The sequence below is a fragment of the Spiroplasma helicoides genome (genome assembly GCF_001715535.1).
GTDB lineage: Bacteria > Bacillota_I > Bacilli_A > Mycoplasmatales > Mycoplasmataceae > Spiroplasma_A > Spiroplasma_A helicoides.
The window spans coordinates 945410-964155 of record NZ_CP017015.1 but is presented as its reverse complement, the minus strand read 5'-3'; the positions used below and the strand labels follow the sequence as shown (position 1 = coordinate 964155).

At 27.5% G+C, this 18746-nt stretch carries 14 protein-coding genes and 1 pseudogene; 14 read left to right on the top strand and 1 reads right to left on the bottom strand.

The features are described 5' to 3' along the window. Positions 1–4: 4 nt before the first annotated feature. From SHELI_RS04315 to pflA, 13 genes and pseudogenes are all read left to right on the top strand, one after another. The gene (locus tag SHELI_RS04315; RefSeq protein ID WP_069117006.1) at positions 5–919 is read left to right on the top strand and encodes an energy-coupling factor transporter transmembrane component T family protein; all 915 of its coding nucleotides are present in this window, start codon (positions 5–7) and stop codon (positions 917–919) included. Next, positions 920–1657 carry a tRNA pseudouridine(38-40) synthase TruA gene (truA, locus tag SHELI_RS04310; RefSeq protein WP_069117004.1) on the top strand — a complete coding sequence of 246 codons (738 nt, stop codon included), beginning with the start codon at positions 920–922 and terminating at the stop codon, positions 1655–1657. Positions 1658–1921: 264 nt separating this feature from the next. After that, complete coding sequence (locus tag SHELI_RS04305; protein WP_157087590.1) at positions 1922–4567, top strand: hypothetical protein; 2646 nt, start codon at positions 1922–1924, stop codon at positions 4565–4567. A 128-nt stretch (positions 4568–4695) separates the two neighbouring features. Then, the gene (locus SHELI_RS04300) at positions 4696–5319 is read left to right on the top strand and encodes a hypothetical protein (protein WP_069117000.1); all 624 of its coding nucleotides are present in this window, start codon (positions 4696–4698) and stop codon (positions 5317–5319) included. A gap of 54 nt (positions 5320–5373) precedes the next feature. Continuing rightward, positions 5374–5856: a hypothetical protein gene (locus SHELI_RS04295; protein WP_069116998.1), complete on the top strand. Its 483-nt coding sequence runs from the start codon at positions 5374–5376 to the stop codon at positions 5854–5856. A gap of 83 nt (positions 5857–5939) precedes the next feature. Beyond that, a complete protein-coding gene (locus SHELI_RS04290; protein WP_069116996.1) occupies positions 5940–8522 on the top strand; it encodes a hypothetical protein in 2583 nt (860 codons plus the stop codon). An 84-nt stretch (positions 8523–8606) separates the two neighbouring features. Then, entirely contained in the window at positions 8607–10220 is a 1614-nt protein-coding gene (locus SHELI_RS04285) for an ABC transporter ATP-binding protein/permease (protein ID WP_069116994.1), read from the top strand. 309 nt (positions 10221–10529) lie between these two features. Then, positions 10530–10985: a 50S ribosomal protein L13 gene (gene rplM, locus SHELI_RS04280; protein ID WP_069116992.1), complete on the top strand. Its 456-nt coding sequence runs from the start codon at positions 10530–10532 to the stop codon at positions 10983–10985. Beyond that, positions 10985–11395 carry a 30S ribosomal protein S9 gene (rpsI, locus tag SHELI_RS04275; RefSeq protein WP_069116990.1) on the top strand — a complete coding sequence of 137 codons (411 nt, stop codon included), beginning with the start codon at positions 10985–10987 and terminating at the stop codon, positions 11393–11395. The genes rplM and rpsI overlap by 1 nt, the downstream gene beginning before the upstream one ends. Before the next feature lie 154 nt (positions 11396–11549). Continuing rightward, positions 11550–14171, top strand: a pseudogene (gene adhE, locus SHELI_RS04270) (bifunctional acetaldehyde-CoA/alcohol dehydrogenase); the annotation flags it as partial. Positions 14172–14253: 82 nt separating this feature from the next. Continuing rightward, a complete protein-coding gene (gene pflB / locus SHELI_RS04265; RefSeq protein ID WP_069116986.1) occupies positions 14254–16323 on the top strand; it encodes a formate C-acetyltransferase in 2070 nt (689 codons plus the stop codon). Between the two features lie 68 nt (positions 16324–16391). After that, entirely contained in the window at positions 16392–16640 is a 249-nt protein-coding gene (locus SHELI_RS04260) for a glycine radical domain-containing protein (protein WP_069116984.1), read from the top strand. 44 nt (positions 16641–16684) lie between these two features. Further along, on the top strand, positions 16685–17449 hold the full coding sequence (gene pflA, locus SHELI_RS04255; RefSeq protein WP_069116982.1) for a pyruvate formate-lyase-activating protein: 765 nt from the start codon (positions 16685–16687) through the stop codon (positions 17447–17449). Here the strand turns inward: pflA and SHELI_RS04250 are convergent, their stop codons facing one another. Then, positions 17450–18214, bottom strand: coding sequence for a type III pantothenate kinase (locus SHELI_RS04250; RefSeq protein ID WP_069116981.1), 765 nt, complete (start codon positions 18212–18214; stop codon positions 17450–17452). A gap of 106 nt (positions 18215–18320) precedes the next feature. Here SHELI_RS04250 and coaD point away from each other — a divergent pair, with 106 nt between their 5' ends. Next, a complete protein-coding gene (gene coaD / locus SHELI_RS04245; RefSeq protein WP_069116979.1) occupies positions 18321–18746 on the top strand; it encodes a pantetheine-phosphate adenylyltransferase in 426 nt (141 codons plus the stop codon).

The following is an 18746-nucleotide window of genomic DNA, read 5'->3' as shown; positions in this document are numbered from 1 at the left end:
AAATATGAGAATGGTTTTTGGTAGATACATGCCATATAATTCAGTAATTCATAAAATGGACCCAAGAGTTAAATTATTTATGATTATATGTTTGATTGTGGCTGTATTTTTCCCAATTGGTTTTACAGGTTTTGTGCTAATTGGTACTGCAATATTTGTAATGTATGGTGTAAGTAAATTAAGCTTTAAAATGTTATTTAAATTATTTACTCCAATAATGTTTATATTTATAATGTTGATTATACTAAATGTCTTTATGCTAAAACCAGAAAATACCGAAGGCATAGAATGAACAGAAATGGGTACTTCTGGTGCTCATTATACAGAGTATAAAGATTTTGGTTACATATTAAATTGAAAATTTCTATGATTGTCTGAAAAAGGGATTTATCGAGCAATTTATATGACAGTAAGAATATTTTTAATGATTACTTTAACCACAATTTTAACAGGAACAACTCAGCCCTTAGAGTTAACTCTTGCTATTGAAGATTTATTATGACCTTTAAAACTGATAGGTATACCGGTTTATATTTTTTCAACTATAATATCAATTGCTTTAAGAATGATACCAACATTAATTGATGAAGCAGGAAGAATTATGAAGGCTCAATCCTCACGGGGGATTGACTTCAAAAATGGTAGCTTAAAAGATAAAGTTAAAGCGATTACCTCACTAATTATTCCATTACTTGTTTCTGCTTTCCAAAAAGCAGAAGATTTAGCATATGCGATGGACTCAAGAGGATATGATCCGCATGCTAAAAGAACGAGATACAGACAAGTAAGATTTAGAATTTTAGATTGAATTATATTGTTAATTTATTTAGGAATTGCTGTAACATTATTCTGCTATCCGTATTTATCAGAATTAAATCAATTTAAAATCCCAAGAATTGATAGTATTTTATCTTTATAGATGTTTTATTATCTTTTTGCAATAGAGTATGATGGAACAGATTTTTGTGGATGAGCTAAGCAAAAACATCAGAGCACAATTCAAGGTGAAATAGAAAAAGCAATAAGTATTGTTGCAAGAAACTCAACCTTTAGAATTGTTGGTGCATCAAAAACAGATTCTGGAGTTCATGCAAAAGATCAAAAAGCCTGAGTGGAATTGGATTTCAAACCAAATCTAGAAGGCTTTTTAAATGCAATGAATAGTTGTTTACCAATTGGGATTAAAATCAATAAAATTGAAGCAATAGAAAAATCATTTAGAGTTAGAAATTGTATTCAAAAAACATATCATTATCAAATAAACTTAGCCAAACCAAACGTATTTCTAAATCGTTACTATTTTCAACCTAAATTCAAAATTGATATTGAAAAAATTAAGATTGCATTGAAATTGTTTTTAGGAGAACACGACTTTATAAATTTTTCAGGTTTAAAGGGTAAAGAACTAGAATTGATTGAAACTAAAAGAAAAATTGATAGTATTGAATGCGTGCTAGAAAAAGATATTTTTAAAATCATTTTTAAAGCAAAAGGGTTTATCAGATATCAAATAAGGTCAATTGTTGGTGCTTGCATAGCATACAGTCAAGGAAAAACAACATTAGAAGAAATTCAAATGGCATTAGATTGTAAAAGAGATAAATTACCTTATATGGCAAACCCAGAGGGTCTAACGTTGTATAAAATAGAGTATTAAAATATCTAAAAAAATAACTTATTTTTAAATTTTCATATGAACCCTCAAACGAGGGTTTTTTTATGGGTCTTTTTTTACATATGCTTTAATAATACATTCTTATAAAACTAGGCTAAATTCTAAAAAACTTTTTGACTTATATAGAATAAAAGCATCTAGCGTTAAAATAATAAAAATTTTTAAAAAAGTTTTATAGTTTAAAAATTTTTTCCACATAAAAGAACTATAATGATAGAATAATTATAAGAAAGATGAAAAAAAGATATGAAAAAATTACTATGCACATTGGCGGTTGTTATGTCAATTGTTGCAAGCTCTGCACAAGTTTATGCTTGTGATAGTGGTGGTTATAACGGTAATATTGCTCCTTGGGATAATAGACCCCACAATGATAATGATAGCAATAATAGTGATAACAACAACAATAACTCAAATAACAATGATCAAAACGGGAATAACGATCAAAACAACAATAGCAATGATGAAACAAAACCATCTAGAAGTGAACAACGAGATTACGATACAATAAGTCAATATAAATCCGAAACAGTATATGTAAGAAACATTAGAATTAAAAGTGATATTGAAAAATTTATTAGCAAAGCACTATCGGTTGAAAACAACAATGAAAATAGTAACTTTAAAGTACAGGTTTTTGAACAGAAAAAAACATTTGTAGTAAAATTTGGTTCTAGCAAACTTAGATTAGAAATAAAATATGAATTAAGAAAAAATGTTATTGACTACATTAAAAATGATCTAAAGCTAAAAATGATAGATTTTGATACACTTGATTTAGAAACTTTGGATGTTGGAAGAGACTATAGTAAACTATACAAAAAATTAAAAGAAGAGTTAAAGTTTCCGGAAATGATTTCTGAAAGTTGATTTAATAAAGATTCAGACTTCGATAAAGATTATAATTATATGAATAAGATTTTATTTAATTTCGATGACATATACGCAAATTATGATCAAGATAGAAGCAACTGATTTGAATATTATAAAAACAAGTTTGAAGGAAAGTTGAATGTAAAATTTTTACCAGAAAAAAGAATAGATATTCTTGTTGATAAAGATTTGTCAATGACTCAAAGAAATTTAAAAAGTAGTGATATTTATAACCACTATGTAAACAAAACTAATTTTAAAGAAAATTATAGTAGATATAAAATTGAAAAAAATGGTTTTGTTGTTGATAGTTCTTATTATGATTTAAAAGTTACTTATAAAAATGATTTTTTAGGAGATTTTGCAACCAATAGAGATAATTCTTATTTAATAGATTTATCACGTGATATCAGCAAAGTTATTGATAATAATACAGGTATTTATGAAAATAATGTAGCTGTTTGAAGAAAAAATATTATTGAAGAAGTTAAAGCAAAAAGCAAAGATAGCACTGAAGAAATTTTAAACAATTTAGACATCAATATTAACGAGGCAAAAAGAACCTTCTCAGTTGATGTCAAAAAATCTGCACTTGGACCATTTTGTAAATATGAAAATAGAGTGGAAGGTAAATTGATTGGTCCATTATCAGCTAAAAACTATATAAAAAACACTTACTTAGGCCTAATGGAAAAAAACACAGTTTATCAAAATGAAACTGTATCTAAACCGAATATTGCGAGATATATATCTTCATTAAATGGATACAAAATAACCGAAAACGATATAACAATCAATAACGAAAAAACTATTTTTCAAGATCATAAGCTAGATATTGATTTTAAATTATCTAGATACACTAGTGATAAAGACTATTTAGTTGGAAAGATAATATTCACTTTTGATTGGTATGACAAAAATGCCAATTCTAAAAATGATAAATATTTGAAATTAGAAAGAAACTCAAATTTATATTATAAAAAAACTATAATGCTAGATAGAAAAAATAACGACATGTTGATTATCTTAGATAATGCTGATTCTTTGTTTGCTCTAAAAATATACAGACAAACAACTCAAAAATATGTTGATATCGATTTATATAAAAAAATAGGAATAGATGATTTAGAAATAAACAATATTTTTAAACTTGATACCAATTTATTGTTAGTATCTACAAATAAAGGTATTTACAAAGTAAGTTTAAGTTTTGAAGATAATATCAAAGATTGCACTGTTTTAGATATTAATGGCATTAAAGACAAGATCGATACATTCTATATGAATAGTGTAAAAATGGTAAATGATAAAATGGTTATTGATATTGGTGGTTTACTATATTTATTTGAAAACTATAAATATAAAGCAACTATTTCTCCACAAACAATAAATAAAAATGTTGAAAGTTATGAGCTAGTAGGATCTAAATTAGTTTATTATTGTAAAGATAACACAGTATATTATGTAGATTTGCAAGCAAATGTAACAAGTGAAATAAAAATAAATGAAAACAGTATTAATAACAAAAATTTTAAAATTGAGTTTCTAATAAAAGAAGATAATATTTATATATTTACAAATAATTATCAAGTACCAAATAGAAAACTTTGAGCACTTTATAAATATGATATAAAGAGCAAAAATTTATCTTCAAGATTAGAAATGGTTGAGTTTTCAGCAAATAATAATATTAATTCTATAGAGTACGACAACAAAGGGAATATATTATTATTTGTGCAAAGTTCATTAAGTACTCAAGTTAGAACTATAAAAAGGGTTGTAACATTAAGAGAAAATGATATTAAAAAAGACTTAGCCAATAAAGCTAGATATATCTTTAATTCAAATTACTGAATGTTTGAGGGAGATAAAAATCAAGATGTTTTGGATTATCATTTGGTAGATTCTTATGGAGAGTTAATTGATGGTGTTTATATAGTTAAACAATGTTTTGTTTTAGAATATACTAATGACACTATTATATATTGAGTAGAATATGCTTTTAATGAAAAATCTTAATTTATCTTTAAAAAAAGAGCATTAGCTCTTTTTTTAATTGCTTAATTTAGCGTATAAAAATATTAAAATTAAAAAAGGTTGTCCCTTGTTTGAAAAAAGTGTAAAATGTAAAAAATAAGGAGGCAAATATGAAAAAAATAAAAGAAAATAAGAGTAAATTTTTAGTATTTTTTATTAGTTTATTTATTGTTTTTGTTTCAAAAGACTTATATGTATTGAATATTCTAATAATTTTGACCTCTTTTATATGTATTTTTTTCACTATTTTAAAAACCTCAAAGTCACTTAAAAATATTTCTAATAAGGGAGTTTTAAAAGACAGATTTATACAGAACCGTTTTTATAGAGAATTTGTTCAATTATTAATTAAAGTTTTACCGGTTTTATTTTTAATGCAAGGTTATAACTCAATTTTTGCAAATCATGAAACACAAACAATTCTACAATGATTTTCATATGAAATAGCTTTAATTCTTATAACATTGATTCTTTTATATGTTATTTATTTGTTTTTTAAAAGCATTATTAAAGTTTGCAATAAAAATTTAAAAAGCACCTTGAATAAATTGAAATATTTAGCAAAAAAATATCTATTTATTATTTGAAATAATAAATTATTTTTATATTTAACATCTAAATTATTTTATTTAAAATCATTATTTTTACGTAATGTTGTAAACTCATATATACAATATATATCTAAAAAAATAGATGAAATAGAAGCAACAGTCTGGGTGGGTCAAACTATATAATCTTATCTTTAATAATTTTATGATTTAAATTTTTAATGATAAGGAGAAAAATATATGAATAAAAACATTAATTTTGAAAACAGAATTAAATTTTTTATGATTGGAATTTTGGTTGTATTAGTTTTTGATGGTGCAGTTATGTCATCAATATTTGTTAGAAATATAATTTATTTTTCAAAAGGTATGATACTAGAACCTAGTTTACAATTAATACCGTTGCTAGCAATGATCATTATTTTTAGTTTAGAACTTAGATTATTCTTAAAATATACAATTTGTTTAAAAAAAATAAAAGATCAAAAAGATGCTAAAATTAAGTCTCTAGACTATGTTGCATCAATTAATCCTAAAATTTATAAAGTAGAAATGATACTAATATATATAATGTGTTCATTACTTGCATTAATGGGGGGTATTGGAATAGCTCCATTGGTATTTATAATAAAAGGAGATAAAGCATATAGAATATGAAAATCACAACAACCAAAAGAAGAAAAAGTCAAAACAGTAAAACTTACATTCAATCATATTAAATAACAAAAAAACTTTACTTGCGAGTAAAGTTTTTTTTTAACTATTAAAGTGTGTATATGATATGATTAAATCAAGAGGATGAGATAATGAAAAAATTATTATGCACATTGACAGTAGTTGTGTCAGTTGTTGCGAGTGCTTCACAAGCTTATGCATGTGATAGTGGTGGTTATAACAGTAATATGGGTCCATGATCTAATAGACCTGGTGTTGACAGTGATAATAACAACAATAACAACGATGAACCAACAGAAAGTGATATAGCTGCTTATGATATACTTAGCCAGTATAAAGATATTGTTATTTATGTAGATAGTGATGACTCAGTTTATAAATTTGAAGACTTTATAAGAAGTGCCTTATCAAATGAAGATTATATGAGTTATGAAGTATCAAACATAAAAATACTCAAAATAAAAAAAACATTTGTGGTAAATTTTGGTAGAAGCAAACTTAATTTAGAATTAAAATATGGGATTAGACAAAATGTAGCGAACTACTTAAAAGAAAAAACCGACTTAGAATTTATAGATAATGAAACAGTTGATTTAGGTGAATTGGATGTTGGAATTAAATATAAGAATTTTTATTCCAAACTAATTGATGAATACAACTTTCCTAAATTCATTTCAGAAAAGTGATATAATAAGCAATTGTCATATGATAAGGATTACAAATACTTAAATAGAGTTTATTTTAACTTTGATCGTATATCAGACGATTATAATCCCATTAACAATAATTGACTTGAACAATATAAAAACAGTTTTACAGGTGAAATTAGAGTAACATTCAAACCTGAAAAAAGAATAGATTTACTTTTAGACAGTGATTTAAAATTCACAAGTCGTGATTTAACAAGCGAACAAATTTACAATCACTATATAAATAAAAAAGGCTTTAAAGAAATTTATAATAAATACAATATTGATAAACATGGTTTTGTAATAGATGATAGTGACTATGCATTAAAAATAAGCTATAAAAATGATTTTTTAGGTGAATATAGCACTAAGCAAAATAGTTATGATACAGTAGACTTGTCAACTGGTATAAGTAGAGAGATTTTCAATGATTCTGGTATTATAGCCAATAATTTAACTGTATGACGAAAAAAAATTATGGATGAAATAAAAGAACTAAGTCAAGATAATGAACAAGTCATTGAAAGTTTATTAGACATCAATATCGATGAAGCTCAAAGAAAATTTTCTATAAAATTAAAAAATAACCAGGAAGAAGCATTTTCTAAGTATAAAAAAAGTGCGGAAGGTAAGTTGACTGGACCTTTAAATGCGAACGATTATATAAAAAACACTTACATTGGACCTATTGAAAAAGCACAAGTATTAGGTGACTCATACGATTATAAAGATGACATTGCTTCTTACCTATCTAAGTTGAATGGCTTTAAAATTAATTCAAATAACATAATTATAGATAGAGATACTTCAGCAATAAATACACATAGAATGGTTGTAAGATTTGTAAAACCAAGCGGTTTATATAATGCAAAAGATGATTATTTACTTGGCCAAAAAGTAATAACTTTTGATTGATATGATACAAAGTCTGACAAAGTAAACGACACTGATTTTTCTATAACAAAATCAGAAACAAATCACTTAAGTGGTGCAATAACATTGGATAATAATAAAGAGGATATATTGCTAAATCAGCAAAACAAAAAACCGTTTGATGCATTGAGAATATATAGACAATCAACACAAAAGTATGTGGATATTGATTTATATGCAAAATTAAATGTGGAGAGTTTAGAAATATACAATCTTTATAAATTGGACACAAATCTTTTATTGGCATCTACAAGCAATGGACTTTATAAAATAAGCTTAAGTTTTGATGAAGGTATTAAAGAGTGCCAAGCAATTGATTTGAATGGATTAAAACTAAACATCAAAAAAGATGAAATTGACAAAGTAAAAATGGTTAATAATAAATTAATTATTCAATATGCTGGAAACCTATACTTATTTCAAGACTTTAAGTTCAAATCTTTAATTTCAACAGTTTCTGACGATATTTGAGTTTCAAGCTTTGAGTTTGTTGATAATAAATTAGTTTATGCAACAATAGACAGTCAAATATTTTATTATGATATGTTAAAAGACTCAACCACAGCAATTAAAGATGTTGATTTGGGTTTCAATTCAAATGAATTAAAAGTTCAATTTTTGATTAAAAACGAAGATATTTACATATTTACAAATGGAGTTTCAGATAAAATAGAAAAAAGATGGTCAATGTATAAATATTCAATAACAAGTAACAAAGCTTCAATTAAATATACACTCTCTGGATTTGGCATAGATTATGATATAAATTCTATTGATTATGATTTTAAAGGAAACATTTATATAGTTATAAAATCATATTATAGAAATGATCTTTTCTACAGAAAAAAATCAATAGTAATACATGAAAATGACTCATCTAAGGATTGAGAGGGCAAAGGAAGATTAATAATTGATAATTGAAATTGAGATATTGATAACTATGAATACCAAATTAAAAAAGGTGTAAGATTTGTAGATTCATACACTGAATATAAAGATGGTGTTTATAAAATTAAACAACGATTAATTTTTGAGTGTATACATGAATATGTTTTAAAAACAACTGAGTTTAGCTTTAATATCAAATCTTAATTTATTAAAAAAAGAGGATGACTCTTTTTTTATTTGTAAAAATTGTTAAATGATATAAAATAAATAATTGAAAAGAGGTTTTTTATGACTGAATTAAATAAAGAAAAAGTGATGATAGATAAAAACAAAATTCTAGTTAGTTTAAAAGATGTAACAAAAAAATATAAAAATAAGGTTGCATTAAAGAACATTAACTTAGAAATAAATTATGGAGATCGTATTGGAGTTATTGGTGCAAATGGTGGTGGTAAATCTACTCTTAGTGAAATAATTGGTAATATAAGAAAACCAACAAGCGGGGAAGTTTATCGACAAGAAAATATGGTAATTGGATTACAATTTCAAGATTCTAAGTATCCAGTTGGTATAACTGTTTTTGATATGATTAAGTATTATTTAGAAACTTTTAATATCGCAATGACAGAATCTGAATTAACAAAAATTATGAGAACTTATCAGATAGAATCATTTAAAGATAAGTTCTTGGCTAACTTGAGTGGTGGACAACAACAAAGGGTCAATATATTGTTAAGTTTAATTCATAACCCTGATTTGGTTATTCTTGATGAAATTTCTACTGGACTTGATATTGAAGTTAGAAGTGAAATTTTTGACTATATTAAAGAAAATGTTGTCAATAAAGGTAAGTCGCTATTATTGGTTACTCACATGATGAGCGAAATTGAAGAGCTATGTGATAAATATATCTATATTCATAATGGAGAAATCAGAGATTTTGGTATGGTTTCTGACATTGTTAAAAAACATGGATCAGTTCATAATTATACATGAAATAAATTTAAAGAAGAAAAAGTAGCTGATTTAAAAAAAGAAGCAAAAATAAATGATGAAAAAAGAATAATTAATAATAAAAATAAGTTTGATAAAATCATCAATAAAGCAAATAATAAAGGTAAAAATTTACCATTAATAGTTCTACTATTAAAATACTATATAAAAGGTTTTGTGCAACCATTTTTCCTGTTAGGTTTTCCTATTATAATGTTATTTATAGAAGGGTTTGCTTTTAAAGGGAAAATGTTTGGAGATGGTTCAAGCTCTACAGAGTATTCACTTTTACATAATTTAGTTGGTTCAATTGCAATTACACAAATAATTGCAACAGGAATATTTGTTATTCCTCAAACAATCTTAGAGTTTAAAAATAGTGTTCTTTTAAAAAGGATTGGAGCAACAAATATTAAACCTATTTTCTTTGTTTTAACAGTTGTAACAATGGGTGTATTATTTATGTTGTTAACATTTTTTTGAACATTATTATGAGCAGGAATTATGTTTGGAACAACTTATGGTTGAAATGAAATAGCTGCTCCATATCAAGTATGAGAAGCTTTACCATTTTTAATGTTAATATTATTTTCATCAGTTTCATTAGGTCTAATGCTTTCAAGCCTATTTAAATCAACCGCTGCTTATGTTGCTGTTGCAAACATTTTATACCTTCCAATTGCATTTCTTGGAGGAACATTTTTACCAATTGACTTTATAATGACAAGTGATGTTTTGAAATATGCAACATATTTGAATGGTTTTAAATATTGTATGGAACCTTTTAATAATGCTTGATCTGGAAAATTTGAATTTGATTATGTAATGGGAATATTTTTAGGTGTTTCTATATTAATTACAGTCGTTTACATAATTATTGCGTCTATAAAACTAAAATGAGAATCATAAAAATGCTTGAAATTTATATATATTTATTTATTATATAGATATGTGGTTATTTTACTTTTTTAAATAACGTCACATATTTTGAAATGTAAATATATATTATTAAATAAGTTTTCTTGCATAAGCATTTGCGAGAAGGGAAATCTTTATAATAACTTATACTTACTAAAATAACCACAAAAACACAGTTTGACTGTGTTTTTATTAAGTTTTTTTATAATTTTGTAAATAATTTAATTCAATAATAAAGTGAATGGTATATAATATATATGCTTACTCACAAGCCCCGGAAAGCGAAGGAGAAAAAGCACAATGAAACAAACTACACTTATTAAAACAGCAGATATTGCTAAAAAATGATATGTAGTTGACGCAACTGACGCTATTTTAGGACGTTTATCTACTGAAATAGCGAAGGTTCTAAGAGGAAAACATAAACCAACATTTACACCTCATATTAATAACGGTGATCATGTAATTGTTATTAATGCCGAAAAAGTAGTTTTATCAGGAAAAAAAGAAAATGATAAAAACTACTACCACCACTCAATGCATCCAGGTGGATTGAAATCAAGAAATGTTAAAACACAACGTCAATTATTCCCTGAAAGAATAATTGAAAGAGCTGTAAGATTGATGTTACCTAAAAATGTTCAAGGGGGAAATCAGTATAGAGCATTACATGTTTATGCTGGACCTGAACATCCACATCAAGCACAAAATCCAGAGGTTTTGGTAATTAACACAAGAAAAGGAGATAACAAATAATGGCTGTTGCAAAGAAAACAAGTTCAGTTATATATAGAGGAACAGGAAGAAGAAAATCTTCAGTTGCTCAGGTTATTCTTACACCAGGAAATGGTGAAATTGTTGTTAATGGTAAACCAGCTTTAGAGTTTTTCCCATATCCTACTTTAGTACAAGATATGGAACAACCTTTAGAAGCTACAGGTACAAAAGCAGATTTTTCAATCAGAGTTGTTGTTAAAGGTGGAGGATTTACTGGTCAAGCAGGAGCTGCTCGTTTAGGGATTGCAAGAGCTTTATTAGAAGCAAGTAAAGATTACAAACCAGAATTAAGAGGTAAAGGTTTATTAACTCGTGATGCACGTGTTAAAGAACGTAAAAAATACGGACTTTATGGAGCACGTAGATCACCACAGTACTCAAAACGTTAATTTACAATATTATGCGCATAAGGAACACGCCAAAAGTGTGTTTTTTTTTGAAAAATTTTGGCATTTTTTGAAAATGTTTGAAAGACTTTTTCAAAAAATTAATCGTTTTTTTATTTTTTGTTAAAAAAAATTTCCAAAGGAATATAATAAATGTGTAAGGAGTAAACAAATGAAAGATCTAGAACAAATTTTTGAAAAGGCTAGAAAAGCTTATGAAGAATTTTCAACTTTTTCACAAGAAAAAGTAGACCACATATTTAAAAGAGCCGCATTAGCAGCAAACGAACAAAGAATTCCTTTGGCTAAAATGGCTTGTGAAGAAACTTCAATGGGAATTGTTGAAGACAAAATATTAAAAAACCATTATGCAAGTGAATTTATTTACAATAAATTTAAAGATTTGCAAACAGTTGGAACTTTTTATACAAATAGAGCATTAGGTATACAAAAAATTTATGAACCTATAGGAATCGTTGGAGCAGTTATTCCAACAACCAATCCTACTTCAACAGCTATTTTTAAATGTCTATTAGCATTAAAAACAAGAAACGCAATTGTAATTTCACCTCATCCAGGGGCAAAAAAATGTACAATTGAAGCAGCTAAAGTAGTTTTAAAAGCAGCTGTTGAGGCTGGAGCACCTGAAGGAATTATTGGATGAGTAGAAAATCCATCATTAGAAGGTACTGAATATGTTATGAAAAATGCTAACATTATTCTTGCAACTGGTGGACCAGGTATGGTTAAAGCCGCTTACTCATCAGGAGTACCAGCGATTGGAGTTGGTGCAGGTAATGCACCAGCAATTATTGATGAATCTGCCAACATTGAGACAGCTACATCATCAATAGTTCAATCTAATACATTCGATAACGGGGTTGTTTGTGCAACAGAAAACTCAGTTGTTGTAGTTGAAAAAATTTATGATCAAGTTGTAAAAGCGTTTGAAAGAAAAAATACATACGTTGTTACTAAAGAAGAAGATAAAGAAAAATTCAGAAAAGCAATGTTTAAAGAGGGTAAATTTGGACTTTTAAATGCTGATTTAGTAGGTAGAAGTGCCCTTGTTGTTGCAGAAAAAGTCGGTATCAAAGTACCTCCAACAACTAGATTTATTTTAGTTGAAGCTGAATCAACAGACCACAGTGAAGCATTAGCTCATGAAAAATTATCAACTTATGCAACTTTATATAAAGCAAAAAATTATGATGATGCTATTCAAAAAGCTAAAAACATATTAAAAATGGGGGCAGGACATACTGCATCATTATGAGCAGATGTATCAGCACATCCAGATGTATTAGAAAAATTTAAAACACTTAATCCAGGAAGATTGATTGTTAACTCTCCTTCATCATTAGGTGGGGTTGGAGATATGTATAACTTTGGATTAGATCCAAGTTTAACCTTAGGTTGTGGAACACATGGGGGAAACTCTTTCTCTTCAAACGTTGGTCCATTAAACTTACTTAATGTAAAAACTGTAGCAGAAAGAAGGGAAAACATGCAGTGATTAAGACTACCTGAAAGAATCTATCATAAATTCGGTTCTTTACAATATGCATTCGAAGATTTAAAAGAATGAGGTATTAAAAAAGTATATATAGTTACTGATAAAGTAATTAACCAATTATATGGTAAAAAAATTACCGAACAATTAGATAAATTAGGAGTTGCATACACTGTATTTGATGGTGTTGAACCAAACCCAATGTTATCAACAACTAAAAAAGGTGCAGAAGATATGAGAAAATATGCACCAGACTTAATCATAGGATTTGGTGGAGGTTCTTCAATGGATGCCGCTAAATTGATGTGATTAATGTATGAAAATGATGGAAAAGAAATTGACTTTAAAGACTTAGCAGTTACTTTTGCAGATATTAGAAAAAGAATTGTTAAATATCCTGTTACTGGAAGAAAAGCTAAAATGATCTGTATTCCAACAACATCAGGAACTGGTTCTGAAGTAACACCATTCTCAGTTATTACTGATGACAAAACTCACACAAAATATCCATTGGCCGATTATTCATTAACACCACAAATGGCTATTATTGATCCAGAATTAACATTAACAATTCCAAAAGGAGCAACTAATGCACCAGCACTAGATGCATTAACTCACTGTTTAGAAGCATATGTTTCAATTATGGCAACTGAATACACAGATGGTTATGCAGTTCAAGGAGCAAAAAATATTGTTAACTACTTACCAAGAGCTTATCATGATGGAAAAAGTGATGTAGAAGCAAGAGCAAAAGTTATGGATGGAGCTGCATTTGCAGGTATATCATTTGCTAATGCTTTCTTAGGAATAGTTCACTCAATGTCACATAAAGTTGGGGGATATCACGGAGTTATCCATGGTGCTGCTAACGCAATCTTATTACCACATGTAATTAGATATAATGCAGCTTGTGTGTTAGAAGGTGGAAAACAAGCATATTTCTCACAATTTGAAACACAAAACTCAATGGAAAAATATGCACAAATGGCTAGAGAACTTGGATTAAAAGGAAAAACGAATGAAGAATTAGTTGATGCGTTAATCGAAACAGTTCAAAAATTAACTAAAGAAGTTGAATTACATACATCTTTTAAAGAATATGGTGTGGATGAAAAAAATTTTCTTGCTACAATTGACAAAATGTCAGAAGATGCATTTGATGACCAATGTACAGGGGCTAATCCAAGATATCCATTAATTGAAGATCTAAAAAACATATATTTAGACGCATTTTATGGAAATCCAGTAAAAAAATTTTCAAAATAAGAAATTTTTCTAAAATAGTTATTTAATAGTAGAAAAAATTATATTAAAGGAACATAATATTAATAACCAAGGAGGAGATTAAATGAAGTTCAAAGAATGAGAGGGATTTGAAGGTGGGTCTTGAACAGATGAAATTGATGTTCGTGGATTCATTCTAAAAAACTACAGACCTTATGAAGGTGATGATAGTTTTCTTGCAGGTCCAACTAAAGCCACAACCAAATTATGAGATATGGTTATGGAATTAACTAAAAAAGAAAGAGAAGCGGGTGGTGTTTTAGATGTTGATAGTGATTTGCCTTCAACAATAACATCACATGGTCCTGGATTTATTGATAAAAAATTAGAAAAAGTAGTAGGACTACAAACAGATAAACCATTTAAAAGAGCATTAATGCCTTGAGGTGGTATTAATATGGCAGTTCAAGCTAATGAATCATATGGATTTACAGTTAGTGATAGAGTTAAAGAAATATTTACAAAATATCGTAAAACTCACAACCAAGGTGTATTTGATGCCTATACTCCAGATATGAGAAAAATTAGAAAAAGCCATATTGTAACAGGACTTCCAGATTCATATGGAAGAGGAAGAATTATTGGAGATTACAGAAGATTAGCTCTTTATGGAAGTGACTTCTTAATTCAAGAAAAAATTAAAGATGCAACATTAGTTGATGGTGAAATGAATGAAGAAAAAATTCGTCTAAGAGAAGAAATCACCGAACAAATTAATGCATTAAAAGATATTACTAAAATGGCAGCAAGTTATGGCTGAGATGTTTCAAAACCTGCTGCAAATGCTGTTGAAGCATTCAACTTTACATACTTAGCTTATTTAGCAGCTATTAAACAAAATAATGGTGCTGCTGAATCATTTGGTAGAGTATCAACATTCCTAGATATCTATATTGAAAGAGACATGGAAAAAGGTATTTTAACTGAAGAAGAAGCTCAAGAATTAATGGATCACTTAGTAATGAAATTAAGAATTGTTAAATTTACAAGAACTCCTGCTTATAATGAAATATTTTCAGGAGACCCAGTTTGAGCAACTGAATCAATTGGGGGAATGTCACTTGATGGTAGAACATTAGTAACTAAAAATAGTTTTAGAGTAATTCATACTCTATCGAATATGGGACCATCACCTGAACCAAACTTAACAATTTTATGATCAGCAAACTTACCAGAAAAATTCAAAGAATTCTGTGCAAGATACTCAATTTTATTCTCATCAATGCAATATGAAAATGATGACATTATGAGAACAACTCACGGAGATGATTATGCTATTGCATGTTGTGTATCACCAATGAAAGTTGGAAAACAAATGCAATTCTTTGGAGCAAGAACAAATCTTGCAAAAACACTTCTATACGCTATCAATGGTGGAATAGATGAGATTTCAAAAGAACAAATCTCACCTAAATTTGAACCAGTATTAACTGGTGATGGACCACTTGATTTCGATGAAGTATGAAAAAAATTCGACAATATGATGTCATGAGTTGCAGATAAATATGTAAATACTTTAAATGTAATTCACTATATGCATGATAAATACTACTATGAAAGTGCAGAAATGTGTTTCTATGATACAAATGTATTTAGATTCTTTGCGACTGGAATTGCAGGGTTATCAGTAGTTGCTGACTCATTATCAGCAATTAAATATGCAAAAGTATATCCAATCAGAGATGAAAAAGGAATTGTAACTTCATATAGAACTGAAGGGGAATTTCCAAAATTTGGTAACAATGATGACAGAGTTGACGACTTAGCTAAAAATGTTGTTAAAGTGTTTATGAACAAAATTAGATCACACAGCACTTATAGAAATTCAGTAGCAACAATGTCAGTATTAACAATTACTTCAAACGTTGTATATGGTAAAGCAACAGGTGACACACCTTGTGGAAGAAGATATCCAGAAGCATTTGCACCAGGAGCAAACCCAATGCACGGAAGAGATTGTTCAGGAGCTGTTGCTTCACTTGCATCAGTTTCAAAAATACCATTTAAACACGCTTCAGACGGGATTTCAAATACATTCTCAGTTATACCAGGAGCACTTGGAAAAGATGATGACTTGGTAATAAGTGGAGAAATTAAAATTAGTGGTGAAATTCCAAAAGATGCACTAAAATAATTTTTAAGGTATATAATAATAATGATAGTAGCAATTAAAAAAGCTAAATCAAGAAAGGATTTGATATTATGGCAAATAAAGTTTCAAAACAACAACAAGAAAACTTAGTTAATATGCTTGATGGGTATATGACTAATGGTGGACACCACTTGAACGTGAACGTTCTTAACCGTGAAGTTTTATTAGATGCACAAAAACATCCTGAAAACTATCCACAGTTAACTATTAGAGTTTCAGGATACGCTGTAAACTTTGTAAAATTAACAAAATCACAACAAGATGAAGTTATTTCAAGAACTTTCCACGAATCAATGTAAAAAAGGAAAAGAGTACCTTCAGGTACTCTTTTTTTTAGGTAATTATGGAACACAATAAAGATCCAAGAGTTGGTTATTATAGTAGTATGGAAAGTTTTGGGGCAGTTGATGGCCCAGGGATTAGGTTAGTTATTTTTTTACAAGGTTGTTTATTGAGATGTAAATATTGTCACAATCCTGAGGCATTAGCTTTTACAAAGGATAAACCCATAACTGTTGATGAAGTTTTAGCAATATATAATAAAAACAAAAGTTTTTATAAAAATGGAGGAATTACTCTTTCTGGTGGTGAAGCAACAACTCAAATCGATTTTTGTATTGAGTTATTTAAAGAAGCTAAAAAATTAGGTATAAATACTTGTTTAGATACTTGTTTTGGTACTTATCAAGATATTCCATTAGTCCAAGAAAAATGACTTGAGCTATTGAAATATACTGACACAACTTTAGCTGACTTAAAACATATTGATAATGAGAAACATATTGCATTAACATCAAAACCAAATACAAATATTTTACAAGCAATTAAGTTTTTAGATGATCATAATGCTAAAATGTGAGTTAGGCATGTTTTGGTACCAGGATGAACAGATGATCGTGAAGACTTATTAAAATTAGGACAATTTTTAGCAAGTTTGAAAAACATGCAAAGACTAGAAATGCTACCATATCACAACATGATGATTCCCAAATATGAAAGCTTGAAAATGAAGTTTTATTTAAAAGATGTTGTTCCGCCAACAAAAGAATATGTTGCCGAATGTTTAAAAATCATTAAAGAAGGTATGCAAAAAGCAAAAGGGTTATAATTAACCCTTTTTTATATTTTTAAAAACTTCAATCAAGCCTTCAAATATTAACTTTTCATCAAAAATATATCCAAGTTCTTTAATTTCTTTTATAAATAAATTTGATATTCCCCCTGTAAAAATAACTTTATCTACTTTGAAATGTTTTTTAAAAAAATCAACTAAACCAGTTACCATATAGAAGTGTCCATTAAATGAACCTATATTTATTGAATCCACAGTATTTTTACCTACTAGTTTATTTGATTTATTGTAAGTATTATTTTTTAAAAGAGAAGCCATATTAATCAATCCATCAAGCGAAGTTTCCAATCCTGGAGAGATACTTGTTCCAATAAACTTTTTATCTTGAACCACAAAAATTGTTGATGCGGTCCCTAGAGATAGTACTAGTCCATTTTCTAAGTTATAAGTGTTTAATGCTCCAATAAAATTTGATAAAAAATCAGCTCCAAGTTTATTAACATCATCTAGTGCAAATTGATAGTTGCTAATATCAACAACATTTCTTAAATTATATATTGGTACATCTATACTTTGTCCTAATGCTCTTATTACATCATTTCACTCTGGGACAACAGAAACATAAATTATTTCAGAAACAGTAACATTGTTTTCTTTTAATAAGTTTTTAATTCTTGAAGATGATTTATACTCATCATCTTTAGTTTTTGGTCTCATTAAATTTGATAGCTCATTTTTTGCTTGATCTCATATTCTAAAATCAACAGTTGTGTTTCCTACATCAATCATTAAAATGCTCATTTTTGTACTCCTAAACACTATTATTTTACACAATTTTTATAGATTAAAAATTTTTTGCATTTTTTTAGAATAAAATAATATAGATATTAGAAATTGAGGTACATATATGATAGCAATATATCCTGGAAGTTTTAATCCTTTTCATGAAGGTCATCTAGATATATTAAAAAAAGCTTTAAATTTGTTTTCAAAAATATACATAGTTGTTAGTAAAAATATTTTAAAAGACTCAAATCCTGATTTAAAACAAAGAATTAATAGTATTGTTGATTTAACAAAACATTATAATAATTGTGAAGTTATTTTAAATGAAAATAAATTAACTGCAGATATTGCAAAAGAACTTGATGCAAAGTTTTTGATAAGAGGTGTAAGAAATATTGAAGACTTTAAGTATGAAGTAGAACTTGCAGATGCAAACAAATTTTTAAACAAAGATTTAGAAACGATCATATTTATATCTGATTCTGATAGAAGAGAAATATCGTCAACAAGACTAAAAGAAATAGAAGAATATAAAAGAAGGGGTTAA